At 40.3% G+C, this 14,102-nt stretch carries 10 protein-coding genes; 5 read left to right on the top strand and 5 right to left on the bottom strand.

Going from position 1 to position 14,102, the window contains the following annotated elements; translation table 11 throughout:
* Positions 1 to 79: 79 nt before the first annotated feature.
* The 4 genes from CDG56_RS05790 (at position 80) to CDG56_RS05775 (ending at position 4,437) form a co-directional block, all read left to right on the top strand.
* Positions 80 to 1,897, top strand: coding sequence for a cation:proton antiporter (locus CDG56_RS05790; protein WP_087547220.1), 1,818 nt, complete (start codon positions 80 to 82; stop codon positions 1,895 to 1,897).
* Between the two features lie 119 nt (positions 1,898 to 2,016).
* Complete coding sequence (locus CDG56_RS05785) at positions 2,017 to 2,892, top strand: Hsp33 family molecular chaperone HslO (RefSeq protein WP_005162836.1); 876 nt, start codon at positions 2,017 to 2,019, stop codon at positions 2,890 to 2,892.
* A 262-nt stretch (positions 2,893 to 3,154) separates the two neighbouring features.
* On the top strand, positions 3,155 to 4,099 hold the full coding sequence (locus tag CDG56_RS05780; RefSeq protein WP_087547219.1) for a DnaJ C-terminal domain-containing protein: 945 nt from the start codon (positions 3,155 to 3,157) through the stop codon (positions 4,097 to 4,099).
* Positions 4,100 to 4,110: 11 nt separating this feature from the next.
* A complete protein-coding gene (locus CDG56_RS05775) occupies positions 4,111 to 4,437 on the top strand; it encodes a chaperone modulator CbpM (protein WP_004680669.1) in 327 nt (108 codons plus the stop codon).
* A gap of 29 nt (positions 4,438 to 4,466) precedes the next feature.
* Here the strand turns inward: CDG56_RS05775 and CDG56_RS05770 are convergent, their stop codons facing one another.
* The 4 genes from CDG56_RS05770 to rpsO form a co-directional block, all read right to left on the bottom strand.
* Entirely contained in the window at positions 4,467 to 5,690 is a 1,224-nt protein-coding gene (locus tag CDG56_RS05770) for a magnesium transporter CorA family protein (RefSeq protein ID WP_087547218.1), read from the bottom strand.
* A 140-nt stretch (positions 5,691 to 5,830) separates the two neighbouring features.
* The gene (locus tag CDG56_RS05765) at positions 5,831 to 7,153 is read right to left on the bottom strand and encodes a dicarboxylate/amino acid:cation symporter (protein ID WP_087547217.1); all 1,323 of its coding nucleotides are present in this window, start codon (positions 7,151 to 7,153) and stop codon (positions 5,831 to 5,833) included.
* Between the two features lie 244 nt (positions 7,154 to 7,397).
* A complete protein-coding gene (pnp, locus tag CDG56_RS05760) occupies positions 7,398 to 9,488 on the bottom strand; it encodes a polyribonucleotide nucleotidyltransferase (protein ID WP_171295109.1) in 2,091 nt (696 codons plus the stop codon).
* A 269-nt stretch (positions 9,489 to 9,757) separates the two neighbouring features.
* Positions 9,758 to 10,027: a 30S ribosomal protein S15 gene (rpsO, locus tag CDG56_RS05755; protein ID WP_087547215.1), complete on the bottom strand. Its 270-nt coding sequence runs from the start codon at positions 10,025 to 10,027 to the stop codon at positions 9,758 to 9,760.
* A 239-nt stretch (positions 10,028 to 10,266) separates the two neighbouring features.
* On the opposite strand from rpsO, the gene CDG56_RS05750 reads away from it, so the two are divergent.
* A complete protein-coding gene (locus CDG56_RS05750) occupies positions 10,267 to 11,565 on the top strand; it encodes a serine hydrolase domain-containing protein (RefSeq protein WP_087547214.1) in 1,299 nt (432 codons plus the stop codon).
* A gap of 698 nt (positions 11,566 to 12,263) precedes the next feature.
* On the opposite strand, the gene recD is transcribed toward CDG56_RS05750, so the two are convergent.
* A complete protein-coding gene (gene recD, locus CDG56_RS05745) occupies positions 12,264 to 14,015 on the bottom strand; it encodes an exodeoxyribonuclease V subunit alpha (protein ID WP_205666492.1) in 1,752 nt (583 codons plus the stop codon).
* Between the last annotated feature and the right edge of the window lie 87 nt (positions 14,016 to 14,102).

The raw sequence follows: 14,102 nt of genomic DNA, 5'->3' as shown, positions 1-14,102 counted from the left end.
ATTCATATTTCCCTTACAAACTCACCCAATTTTTAAGTTAATGTAACAGCTGAAAGAAATCAGCAGATCAAGGCAGAACATGTCATTCCTACCACAAGCTATTGTTTTACTGGCGGCAGCTTTAATTTTTGCTCCATTAGCGAAGCGTTACACAGGCACGACTGTCTTGGGTTATCTGATTGCAGGACTTTTACTTGGTTCCAGTGTTTCTGGTTTGATTGAAGATCCTAAACTGATTAATCAACTGCTGCATTTCGGTATGATTGCCGTGATGTTCTTTATTGGCTTTGCTTTTCGCCCGCTAAAACTGTGGGGAGAACGCAGAGGCATCCTAAAAAATAGTGGCCTACAATACCTCATCATCACGATCCTTCTAGTTGGAGCATGCTTCTTACTGCTTGATCAAGTATGGCACAGTCTGATGCTCGGATGTGCTTTAGCGCTCTCCGCGTTGATTCTTCCACAACAACTACTCCAACAAAAACAACAAAGCAACCATAAATTAGAACAAGCTACTTTAGCCACCTTACAATTGCAGGCTTTTATTACCGTCATTCTGATTGCACTCTTTCCTTTGCTAGAAGACACAGCCTCTACTCGACACGGAATCGCCTATTTTGCAGCGCTCATCTCTACGATTTCAGGTCTATTTTTAGCCAATCGTTACTTAGTTCGTCCTATATTTCGTTTCTTAGTACATAAAAAAAGTCTCCATCTCATTGCTGTGCTCAGTTTATTCATCCTGCTTTCAGTCATCCTAATTATGGATATTTTAAATCTTCATATTTTGATTGCTGCATTTTTAGCTGGACTTTTACTTGCTGAGACTGAATTTAAAGTTGAAGTTGAGCGTATTCTAGAACCCTTGAAAGATACGGCGACAGGCTTGTTTTTTATGGCGATTGGCTTAGGTCTTTCATTGACACCTTTAAGCCAATCTCCACTCTTGATTCTAGGTTCAATCTTTGCACTGGTCTTAATCAAAGCAGTTGTGATCGGTGCGATCAGCTATTATCAACAACGCAATGCCAAATTTAGTACCTTATTTGCCGTAAGCTTGGCACAAAGTGGTGAACTCAGTTTAATTCTACTCAAGCTAGCTGAAAGCGAAAATTTAGTTAGCACAGAATTATTAGCACCGACATTTCTCATTATCTTGGGTTCGATGCTATTCACACCTTTACTTTACGCACTGTTTAATCGGAAAATTTTACCGATGCTGCAAAAAAATAAAGCCGCTGTGGCTGATGCTGATATCCCACAACATCCAATTCTCATTATTGGATTTGGCCGTTTTGGGCAAGTCATTGCACGTGCTTTACATGCGCAAGGCAAACACTTTAACGTGATTGATAGCAACCAACCTGATGCTGACTTTATTGAACAATATGGACATCATTTTATTGATGCCGATGTTACACAAATCGAAAACCTACGCGCTACAGGTATTGAATACTGTAAGTTACTGATTATTGCGATTGATGATGTCGAGGACAGCATGAATCTAGCACGACATCTGCGTTTAAATTATCCAGATTTAACCATTTTGGTTCGTGCTCGAGATCGTCATCATGCACGATTACTTCATGATTTAGGTATCTCACAGATTTGGCGTGAAACCTACGCATCTGCTTTAAGTATGGCGCAGCAAACCTTGGTTGAAACAGGCCTTCCCGAAGATGAAGCACAAAATTTGATGATGCATTTTAAACAAGAAGATGAACGGCTTATGCAGCAACATTGGAATTCTAATCAACAAGAGATCATTAAAAACCATCCAAGTGCTATTGCCGAGCTTGAGTATTTATTTGCAAATACAAAAACTTTGATTTTAGATCGTGCGAGCAATGATCAAAACACACAATGTGATGCAAAATCACTCAATGAAACATCTTGAGTTTTGGCAAACTGACACCATTATTGACTGCATAACCATGCACCTCTTTATAAATTCTGAAGTGCGTTACAAAGCAAAGCGTTGCTTTGCGCTCCCTCGAAGGAGCACTGGAGAAAAATATGTCTGATTTACGCCAACGCTTTTTTATTGAAGACTGCCCTGTTCGTGGTGAAGTGGTTCATTTGGAAGAAGCACTACAAACCATTTTGGCGCAACGTGAATATATGCCTGCGGTACAAAGTCTCTTGGGTGAAATGCTGAGTGCAACCGCCTTACTTGCAAGTACACTCAAGATTCGTGGTCGTATTAGCTTACAAATTCAAGCAAGCGGAACATTTAAATGGGCTATGGCCGAATGCAATCACTTAGGTGAAGTTCGTGCGCTCGCAGATTACGAAGAAGATCCGCGCTTCGCAGAAGGTAAAGATAGTCGTACGGTGCTTGCTGCCCTGAGCAACCCTGTGCTGTTCATCAATATCGAACCTGAACACGGCGAACGCTACCAAGGTATCGTACCATTTGATCAACCGACATTAGCAGGTTGTTTAAAGCAGTATTACGATTTGTCTGCACAGATTCCAACACATATCGTACTGGCAACTAATGGTCAACGTTCAGGTGGTTTATTAATCCAACTACTCCCTCGTAATAATGAAGAAGAACAACAGTTGGTTGATGAAGACCTGTGGCCCCGTTTGACCATGTTGACTGAAACCCTTAAACCCGAGGAATTGACGGATCTTTCAGCCAATGAAATTCTCTATCGTTTGTATAACGAAGAAGAGGTTCGTTTACCTGAAGTTGAGCAGTTGAAGTTCGGTTGTACCTGTTCAAAGGAACGCTGCGCCCACGCTTTGATTCAAATTGGCGTGGATGCAGTTCATGAAACACTAGAAGCACAAAATCCAATCCAGATGGATTGCCAATTCTGTAATGCACGTTATGAGTTTAGTGCAGAAGAAGCTTTAGGCTTATTTGGTGAACATTTAAGTTAATTGAAAAGTAAAATAAAAAAGACGGGCTTCCGTCTTTTTTTATTTGATATGAATGTCTACTGGATAAGACATTTACCCAAAACTCTATCTCACTTAAAGTGATAGTTCAATGGACATCATGATCGGTGTCAGCTAAGCCAGAGGGCTGGCATTTTTTCCAAAACAACAAAACAACAAAACAACTCTTATACAATCCAGCCTATTGAAATCTTGCCAATTCGTTTCATAATGAAAGAAACATCTCATTATTATATTTAAGATCATGGCAAAAAATTATTATGAAGAGCTAGGCGTTTCAAGAGATGCCACAGCAGATGAAATAAAAAAAGCTTATCGAAAACTGGCACGTAAATATCATCCGGATGTGAGTAAAGAAACCGATGCGGAAGCTAAAATGCAGGCGATTAATGTTGCCTATGACATCTTGAGTGACGCCACGAAAAAAGCTGAATATGACCAGATGCTGGATCATCCACAAGGTTTCTCTAATTTTGGACAAGGCAATCCAAATGGGTTTGGCGGCTCACAGTTCTATCGCCAAAGCTCAGGTGAAGGCGCTGACTTTAGTGGTTTTGAGGATTTATTTGGTCGATTTGGCTCAGGTTTTGGTGGTGGGCAGCAGCGTTCGCAACGCCAGCAACGTAGTTACAAGGGTGAAGATCAGCATGCCAGTATTCAAGTCGATTTAGATATTGCCTATCACGGTTCAACCCAACAGATTACCTTGCAAATTCCAACTTATAACGTCTATGGTGAACCTGAAGTCCAGCGAAAAACCTTACAGGTTAAGATTCCAAAAGGAATGAAAGAAGGTCAGCAAATTCGCTTAAATGGTCAAGGACAAAGTGGTATCAATGGCGGTGAAAATGGTGATCTTTATATTGAAATCCAATACAAAGATACCGACCGCATTCGTATTGAAGGGGCTGATGTCTATCAAACTATTGATGTGAGTCCGTGGGAAGCAGCTCTAGGACAAAGCATTGAAGTCAATACTCCCGCAGGGCAACTCAAAGTCAATTTACCTAAAAATGCCAAAAATGGACAACAATTACGTCTCAAAGATAAAGGGATACCAAATAAAACCGCAGGGCATTTATATCTAATTATTAATATTGTTTTACCACCAGCACACAGTGAGCAAGAACAACAGGCTTATCAACAATTTGCCGAAGCCTTCTCCACTTTCCGACCTCGTGCCTCATAAGGAGTAAGATCATGACAACTATTCAATACAAAGAAATTCAATATGACGGTCACTGCCAAGTTGAAATTATTGATGAACAATTGGCACTTGATCTCGAACACTTTGCAGAAGCATGTGGCCAAAGTACAGATTGGGTTTTAAAACTGATTGATTATGAAATTTTACAAATCCAAGTCGATCCACAAAGTTATCAGTTTATCGGTGAAGATGTCGCCCGAGCACGTCGAGCTTATCGTTTACAACGTGACTTCGATGCTAGCTTATCAGCAGTTGCGGTGATGCTGGACCTGATTGATGAAGTGCAGCAACTCCGCAGGCAGTTAAAACATTTTCACTAAGGTAACATCAATATATATGACTAAACGCTTTATTTAAGTTTAGTCATTTTTTCTACTTCTTTGAGTGTTTGCTTAATTGGTTCATAGTCTAAGAACCAAAGTAAATTTAAATTTCGTTGTTTATGCTGTTGCGCCAATAAATCAATTACGCTCCGTTCACCCCGCCCTACTAGATGTTGCTGGTAAAAATAGTACAACAGTGCCACCGTGCTCATTAACATGACTGCAAGCATAATCCAAAAACCAACAGGTGACTTTAATCCTGGAATAAACTCAAAGTTCATTCCGTAAATTCCCGTCAGCAAAGTCAAGGGTGCAAATATTGCCGTAATAATTGCCAAAATCCGCATATTTTCATTGGTTTGATTCGCAATAGCTGAAAAATGTAAATCAATCGCCGATTGAATCGCATTTCTTAAACGCAAGGTATGTTTTTGAACACGCTCTACATGGCTCATTAAATCATTGAGACGAACCAAGAGAATGTCTTGATTCTTATGTTTATGTTCCCCCATCACATGATGATAATTATCCACCAGTTCATCTCGGAACTCCTGCAAGGTCTCTATTTGTTCCTCACATAAATTTTCAATTTGCTGGAAAGCCATATCTTCATGAAACAATTGATGCCACTGTTTAAAACGGCGATTGCCCTGCAAAAGTTGCTGTTGCCAATATTCAACACGACGGGTCAAGGGCGTACGTAAATTCAAATAGCCATCAATCATGCTGTTCAATAAGCGTAAGCATAAATCGGCAGGTGTACTGGCTAATTTTCTCGGCTTATTTTGTTCAGCAGTCGGACGACCCATAATTACTTGAATACGTTGAATATAGCTTTCGATTGCTTTATTTCCCTGCTCCCTCACACTCACCAAAATGTTCGGCGTTAGAATAAAACCCATCGGTGTAGTTGCTAGGCCAAAAATACTTTCATGAGATTCTAAAGCATTGTCACTTTCATAAATCTGGTCGTCTGGGCTAATCAGTTTGCGGAACACCAGCAGGTCATATTCCTCGACACTGTCGAAAGCACAAGGATGTTCGATATTGAGCAGGTCGCGCATATGAAATTCGTTAAGCACCACACCTGTATGCTCATAAATATTTTTTTGCCAAGAATCGGTATGATTAACCAAATTCTGTCTCAAACTATCAACCCATAAAAACTCAAGCGTATGTTCTGTTTGTTGTTCCACGCTAATAAAAATCGTATTTTCACTGTTATGACGATAAAAATAATAAAGCTGCATAGAGTCGAGATAAGTTTGAAAATCTATAGAAATGCTGCCATGAAGCACAATAAAAAGCTATGTATATTCTATTATCAAAATCAAATGACATGAAAAAGCCTCGTATGCGAGGCATCGAGGCTTTTTCAAATTAAGGAGTATTAAACTTCTTTGTTTAGTACCACACCATGCTTTAAGGCTTGGTCGAGTTGCTCTTTATCTAATGCCTTATCCCATTTTGCAACAACAATTGTTGCGCAAGCATTACCAACTAAATTAGTTAGAGCACGGCATTCAGACATAAAACGGTCAATGCCAAGGATCAATGCCATTCCCGCAACTGGAATCGCAGGAATAACCGAAAGCGTTGCAGCCAAAGTAATAAAGCCTGCGCCCGTAATCCCCGCAGCCCCTTTAGAACTGAGCATAGCCACCAATAAAATTGTCATTTGTTGAGTGAGTGTCAATTCAATATTACATGCTTGTGCAATGAATAATGCCGCCAATGTCATGTAAATATTAGTACCATCTAAGTTAAATGAATACCCTGTCGGAATTACTAAACCTACAACCGATTTTTCACAGCCTGCTTTTTCCATTTTCGCCATCAATGATGGGAGTGCTGCTTCTGATGAACTTGTACCAAGAACCAACCACAGTTCATCTTTGATATAACGGATCAGGTCGATAATCGAAAAACCGTTATAACGAGCGACTGCACCCAAAATAACAATGACAAAAAGTAAAGCAGTGATGTAGAAAGTTGCGATTAATAACATCAAGTTCCCAATTGAACTAATCCCATAAGCGCCAATGGTAAATGCCATCGCACCAAATGCACCAATAGGTGCAAACTTCATCAACATACCCACTAAAGTGAATACAGGATTGGTTAATTGTTGTAAGAAGTCAGTAATTGGACGACCCAAATCGCCTGATTTAGCAAGTGCCAAACCAAATAATACTGCGACAAACAAAACTTGAAGAATTTGACCTGATACAAATGGACTCACCAATGTATCTGGAATGATATTCATCAAGAAACCTGTAATAGTTGATTCATGTGCTTTAGCTGCATATTCATCAACTTTAGTGCTGTGTAACGTACTTGGATCGATATTTAACCCATGACCCGGTTGAATCACATTCCCAACAATTAACCCGACGACTAATGCCAATGTTGAAAAGGTCAGGAAGTAAATCATCGCTTTACCCGTGACTCGTCCAACGCTGCCGAGATTTTTCATCCCAGCAATTCCTGTCACAACAGTCAAGAAAATTACGGGTGCAATAATCATTTTCACCATTTTAATGAAGGCTTCACCAAGTGGTTTTAAGCTTTCACCAAATTCAGGAAAAAAATGACCTAACAATATCCCTGCAACAATTGCGAAGATCACTTGTACGTAAAGAATTTGATAAAACTTGGGTTTCTTTGGTGGCTGCTGGTCATCTTGACCTGTGGCGGCATGATCGATATGCATGTGCAATATTCCTTCATATTGGGATAACAAATAGACTTCCGACAGTCTATCTAAAACGGCAGGAGCGGAAATTTGGGGAATTCTACGTTAATTGTAATCCTCACAATTTAAGCACTCGACTAATGTCTAATATAAAATAATTTTATGTTTATTGTTTCGCCAATTTATATTTATAGTTTTCATCTAGTTAATAAAAAAGCGCATTGTAAAAACAATGCGCTTTTTTTAATCAAAAGTATTGCTATTATTGAGCTTGCTCAATATCTTTCATTGTCAACTTGATACGACCACGGTTATCAACATCCGCAACCTGTACTTTCACATCTTGACCTTCTTTCAATACATCAGTCACGTTTGCAATACGCTCATTTGAGATTTGCGAAATGTGAAGTAAACCATCAGTACCTGGCATGATGTTTACAAACGCACCAAACTCAACGATACGGATTACTTTACCGTCATAGATCTTACCTGGTTCAACTTCAGCAGTAAGTGCTTGGATTTTTGCAATCGCAGCACGAGCAGCAGCTTTAGTTTCACCAAATACACGAACTGTACCATTGTCTTCGATATCAATCGCAGCTTTAGTCTCTTCTGTAATGGCACGAATCGTTGCGCCACCTTTACCAATGACATCACGAATCTTGTCTGGGTTAATGCTGATCACTTCAAAAGTAGGAGCATGCATTGAAATTTCAGGACGAGCACGTGAAATCACTTTGTTCATTTCATTCAGGATGTGCATACGACCAGCAAATGCTTGGTTTAACGCAACTTCCATAATTTCTTCAGTGATCCCTTCAATCTTAATGTCCATTTGAAGCGCAGTAATACCGTTTGCTGAACCTGCTACTTTAAAGTCCATATCACCAAGATGATCTTCATCACCTAAGATGTCAGAAAGAACTGCGAAACGCTCACCTTCTTTCACTAAGCCCATTGCAATACCAGCAACTGGCGCTTTAAGTGGAACACCTGCATCCATAAGTGCAAGAGATGCACCACAAACAGACGCCATAGAAGATGAACCATTTGATTCAGTAATATCAGATACGATACGAAGTACGTAAGGGAAACGATCAACAGCTGGAAGAACCGCTTGTACACCACGACGAGCTAAACGACCGTGACCAATTTCGCGACGCTTAGGACCTGATTCACGACCCGTTTCACCTACAGAGTAAGCTGGGAAGTTATAATGCAACATGAAGTTGTCAGTTTTCGTACCCGCTAAGGTATCAACCATCAATGCATCACGTGTATTACCTAAAGTTGCAGTTACAAGTGCTTGTGTTTCACCACGTGTAAACAATGCTGAACCATGAGCACGATCTAATACACCTACTTGAACGTCGATACCACGAACGGTTTTGGTGTCACGACCATCGATACGTGGCTTACCAGACAAGATGTTGTCACGTACAGTACGGTATTTAAGATCTTCGAATAAGAAATCAACTTCATCAGCGATGCCATCAACATCTTCTTCAGGAACGAATTGCGCTTTTGCTTCTGCATAAAGTGCATCTAAAGCTGCATAACGTTCTTGTTTTACCGCAATGGTATACGCTTCTGAAATTTTTGCTTCAAATGCTTCTTTTAATTTCGCACGTAATTCTTCGTTGTGTGTTGGAGCAACCCACTCTGATTCTTTCGCACCAACAGCTGCAGCAAATTCTTTGATTGCTTGTACAGCAATTTGCATTTCGTCATGACCGAAAAGTACTGCGCCTAACATTTGGTCTTCCGAAAGTTCTTTTGCTTCAGATTCAACCATAAGCACTGCTGATTCTGTCCCCGCAACCACAAGGTCAAGATCAGACTGTTCAAGTTGTTCTAATGTTGGGTTAAGAACATATTCACCATTGATTAAACCAACACGCGCACCACCGATTGGACCACGGAAAGGTGTGCCAGCAATCGACAAGGCAGCAGATGTACCCAACATTGCAGCAATGTCAGCATCCATGGTTTTATCAGAAGACACAACTGTTGCTGTGACTTGAATTTCGTTGAAGTAACCTTCTGGGAACAACGGACGAATTGGACGGTCAATCAAACGAGAAATTAAAGTTTCAGCTTCAGACGCACGACCTTCGCGCTTGCCATAACCACCAGGGATACGACCCGCCGCATATTGTTTTTCTTGATAGTTAACAGTTAACGGGAAAAAGTCTTGACCCGCTTTTGCTTTAGGCTGAGCCACAACCGCAACAAGCACAGTGACACCACCCATGGTGATTAAAACTGTATTTGCTTGACGTGCAACACGACCCGTTTCTAAAACAACTTGATGCTGACCAAATTGGAATTCTTTACGAACGATATTAAACATTGACATGTATTATATTTTCCTGGTTTCTTTTAAAAAGTTATTCTAGTGAGACCCCTAAGGTTTGGCATTCAGACCACAACTCATGTGTAGATAAATGACAAAGCTTAGAAGCCATCGCACCAGATCAAAATTTTTAAATAAATTTAAACACAAAGAAGGAGCGAACATGCGCCCCTTCTAAAAATCGCCTAACTTAAATCAGGCGAAACTTTGTTTTCAGCGTTAAAGCATTGCAACATGCGAAATACCGAAAATAAAGCCAAATCGAATTAACGACGTAAACCTAATGCGCTGATCAAAGCAACATAACGACCGTGATCTTTACCATTTAAATAATCAAGTAATTTACGACGTTGGTTAACCATACGAATCAAACCACGACGGCTGTGGTGGTCATGTTTGTGTTCTTTAAAGTGACCTTGCAAATCATTGATTTGAGCAGTCAATAAAGCAACTTGTACTTCAGGTGAACCAGTGTCGTTTTCTGCACGAGCAAATTTAGCAATGATCTCTGCGCGATCTGCGTTAGTTAAAGCCATTCGATTTCTCCGAGATGCTTAAAAAATAAAATGATAATGATCAGTTGCAAGCAACTGACTGCCGTGCATCACTACAGCAAGTCGCCTATTTTAAGTGATCTATCACCATATTGCAAAAATGTTTTAACTTTGCTGGCATTTCGGCAGCTGACAGCATTGAACAAAATAGGCACACTATCGGATATCTGTTTTCAATTTATGACAGAGACGAAAGAAAACGAAAATATTGCGAGGGAATCGTGAAAATTTTATCAACCAATACTTGTTACGTACCAAATGACTTAAATCAAGTGATTCGCTCAAAAGATGAAGTTGCGGCTGAATTGGGTGGAATGACTGAAAAGCAGATTCAAAAGATCTGGAATAGCGTTGAATGCCTGTATAAAACAGGAAACTATCCACTCGTTACATTATGTTTGCGACGTCAAGGACAAATTTTACTGAACCGCAGTATTGGTTATGCACAGGGTAACTCCCCAGATGGCTTAGCCGCGGATGCAAAAATTGGTACGCCTGATACGCCTGTATGTTTATTCTCTGCATCAAAAATGATTACAGCAATGCTGATCCATATGTTGGATGAGCGCGGTGTTTTAAATCTGCTCGATCCGATTAGCTACTATATTCCTGAATATGGGGTCAATGGTAAACGTCGTGCGACTATTTTCCATTTGCTTTCTCACCGTGGCGGGATTCCACGTATTGATACAGAAGTCACACCAGAACTTTTATTTAACCAAGAAGAAATCTTAAAAGTACTTTGCGCAGCTAAACCTGTTTCGCCATCAGGGACACACCTTGCTTATCACGCTGTTACCGCGGGTTATATCCTAGGTGAAATCGTTCAGCGTGTAACTGGACAAAGCGTACGTGAGTTTTTAGCTGAAAATATTGAAAAACCAATGGGGATGGATTATTTCAACTATGGTTTGAAACCACAATATCGAGATAATGTTGCACTAAACTATGCCACAGGAATTCACCCAAGCTTAGGTACAGACCATTATCTTAATCATGTACTTGGTGGCGGTTTACAACTTGCAGTGGATGTAACCAACGATACTCGTTTCATGGATACCATTTGTCCTGCTGGAAACATTTATACCAGCGCTGAACAAATCGGTCGTTTTTTTGAAATGTTACTCAGCGGTGGTGAGTATCAGGGTAAAGAGATCATGAGCGCAAAAACTGTATTTCGCTCAACCCTACCAACATCAGGAACAAGCATAGACCGTACTCTACTCGCCCCAATGCGTTATGCGTTAGGTCCAATGCTTGGTAGTAATCCAGTCGGTTTATTTGGTCCAATGACTGGCCAGGCTTTTGGGCACATTGGTTTTTCTAATATTTTATGTTGGGCAGATCCAGAGCGTGATATTAGTGTATCGTTGCTTACCACAGGAAAATCTGTCGTTGGGACACACCTCCCTGCTCTTGCCAAAACATTATATCAAATCTCAACAAACTGCTCGAAGATTCCAAAGAATCAACGTCGTTCATTATTCGCAACAGATCGACACGAGGCAGACATCGTCTAATTCAATTTGATCGCAGCAAAAAAAAGAGCCCAAGTCAGACTTGGGCTTTTGCGCGTTATTCAAGGTTCTTTTCATTTTTCTATTATTATTCTTTATGTTTCTTATTAAGCTACTTTCAGCCCCTCTGAACGTATTTTACACATCACTTCTTATGTTTTGCTTTCAGTGTGTATCTTCTTTATACCGATTATTCTGTCAGAACCAATTGTGGAGAAAAATAGTATTTTTCTTATCTCTATGTAAGCAAAAACGTACGGGGCTGTATAACATTTAACTTAATAATACATAAAAATTGTCAAACAATCATGTTATTAATTTAAACTTTTGGTTAAAAATTTTTATAGAAAAATTAATGTTTGCTTCACACAGTTAGAGGTAGAGATTCTTCATTAAAATCATTTTGATTAAAATAAATACAATAACTATCATGACATTAGTAAGATTAAAAATAAAAAAGCCTTGTAGTCTCTCCCAAAACTACAAGGCTTAGCGGCTGTAAGTTTCCTCTTTTATCACTTACCTCACTGTAAGTTCGCTGTCTCATTGACTTAATTATTATATTTTTGCGATTTACCTAGCTTTCCGTGCTAGGCTCTTTGTGTGTACATGATCTCAAAAACATTTATTTCACTCTAGCGACAATATCTCGAATCTTTGTAAGCTTTTACTTACAAAACAGTGAATTTTAAAGAATAATTTCACAATCCCTCTAAATTGATCTTTTGCACTAAACCACTTCGACGAACGGTTCTAATCATCAATGACTGTTGTAATGCCTTCCGATCAGCCAGAATACTCACTACTTTTTTAGCGCGAGTGACTGCGGTATAGATCAATTCCTGACTCAATAGTTTCTCGGCATGTGCATCCAAAACAATCGCGGTATGGGTAAATTCCGAACCTTGTGATTTATGAATGGTTAAAGCAAAAGCAGTTTGCATACTGCGTGGCAGTCGGTGCGCTGCAATCCATTTATTTAAGCTCGGGAAAAGTACTTCAAATTGCTGCGCTTGAGTACGGTGTTTAAAACAAATGCCAATATCACCATTAGAAATCCTAAGCTGATAGTCATTATAGGTCATCATTACAGGACGTCCGATATACCAGTCTCCAACAGCGATTTGTTTCAATTGCTGATTGAGCCAATGCCCGGCATAACGATTCAGTTGCTCGATTCCCAACGGGCCATGTCGAACTGCCGTTAAGATTCGATAATCATCAAAGGCTTGAATCACGTTCTGAATCTGTTCGACAGGTTCATCTGCCTGTATATAATGTTTCAAAGCTTCAATATAAGCTTGAAATCCAGCCATTAGCTTCTGTTGATAAGGTTCAATCTCCACATCCTGCTGCTCGGGTAGATATTCCAACTGGATCAGATCAGGCATATCTTTATTTAAAGAAATCGTTTGCAAAGGTGCAGCCTGAACAATTTCCGTCTCTAGTTTTGATAAAACTAAATCAGAGCTGCTGAGACCTTGCTGGGCCTGAATAAATCGTGCGAATTGACCAATCTTGGCTTCACCAGAGAAACGACGGCTAGTCTGTAGCTGAACTCGATTTTCAGTCAATGCCTGTACTTGCTGTAAATCAGCCAAAACCGAGCCGACCTCAACCGAAGCCAACTGATTGGCATCACCCAGCAAAATAAGTCGACATTGTTCTGGGACTGCCTCGAATAACAGGGTTGCCAAATTCAAATCCAGCATTGAGGCTTCATCCACCACAATCACATCATAGGGCAGAGGCTGTTTGGGATGAAATCGTGGTATTTGTCGATTGCCAATACCCAGTAAACGGTGCAAGGTTTGCGTGGTTTGATTACGCAACTCATCGGTGATGAGTCCTGATTCCAATAATTTTGGATCATTCAATGAGTTCTGTAATGCTTCCTGCATACGTTGTGCAGCCTTTCCTGTAGGCGCTGCCATGGCAATACGAATATCGGGAATGGTCTGGTTGAGGGCTGCAATAATACGCGCCAAAGTATAGGTTTTCCCTGTCCCCGGTCCACCGGTAATAATGCTCAGGCCTTGTTGCAAAACCATTTTCAGTGCAGCCTGCTGATGTTCATCACTGAGTAAGTTTTGATACTGTTCGGCATCAACAGCCTGAATCGTTTGTCGCTTTAATCGACAAATCTGCTGTGCGAGGCGTTGCTCTAGGTGCCAATATCGGTATAATGCCAAGCCCTGCTGATCATAGACACAAGGGGCAACCTGCGTAGTTGCGATTTCGCTGGAAACAGCCAAATCCGCCAATGCCGCAATCTGGCTTGGCTCAACCTCAATACAACTGTCACCTTGTAGGCTGGCTTCAACCAGTTGTTGTAGTACCTGTGCAGCGTTAACGGTTTGAGTAGATTGAGAAAATGGTGCTTGTGAGAGGTAGTTACTCCACATATTTAACCATGTCATTTGTGCTGACTGATCATCAACTTGTTTATCCACAGAGTTATCCTCAAACTTACCCACACGCTTGTCCACAAGGTTATAAACAGAGTTATTCACAAGCTAAGCTTTTGTTTAATTTAAAAT

The sequence above is a fragment of the Acinetobacter sp. WCHA39 genome (genome assembly GCF_002165385.1).
GTDB lineage: Bacteria > Pseudomonadota > Gammaproteobacteria > Pseudomonadales > Moraxellaceae > Acinetobacter.
Note: the sequence above shows the minus strand (reverse complement) of the source record. Positions and strands in the feature narration are given on the sequence as shown.

Excerpts from the sequence above, each read along its gene's own strand:
- CDG56_RS05790 (WP_087547220.1), top strand. The coding sequence starts at position 80 with ATGTCATTCCTACCACAAGCTATTGTTTTACTGGCGGCAGCTTTAATT.
- rpsO (WP_087547215.1), bottom strand. The coding sequence starts at position 10,027 with ATGGCTTTAACTAACGCAGATCGCGCAGAGATCATTGCTAAATTTGCT.
- CDG56_RS05765 (WP_087547217.1), bottom strand. The coding sequence starts at position 7,153 with ATGCATATCGATCATGCCGCCACAGGTCAAGATGACCAGCAGCCACCA.
- pnp (WP_171295109.1), bottom strand. The coding sequence starts at position 9,488 with ATGTTTAATATCGTTCGTAAAGAATTCCAATTTGGTCAGCATCAAGTT.
- CDG56_RS05780 (WP_087547219.1), top strand. The coding sequence starts at position 3,155 with ATGGCAAAAAATTATTATGAAGAGCTAGGCGTTTCAAGAGATGCCACA.
- CDG56_RS05785 (WP_005162836.1), top strand. The coding sequence starts at position 2,017 with ATGTCTGATTTACGCCAACGCTTTTTTATTGAAGACTGCCCTGTTCGT.
- CDG56_RS05770 (WP_087547218.1), bottom strand. The coding sequence starts at position 5,690 with ATGCAGCTTTATTATTTTTATCGTCATAACAGTGAAAATACGATTTTT.
- CDG56_RS05775 (WP_004680669.1), top strand. The coding sequence starts at position 4,111 with ATGACAACTATTCAATACAAAGAAATTCAATATGACGGTCACTGCCAA.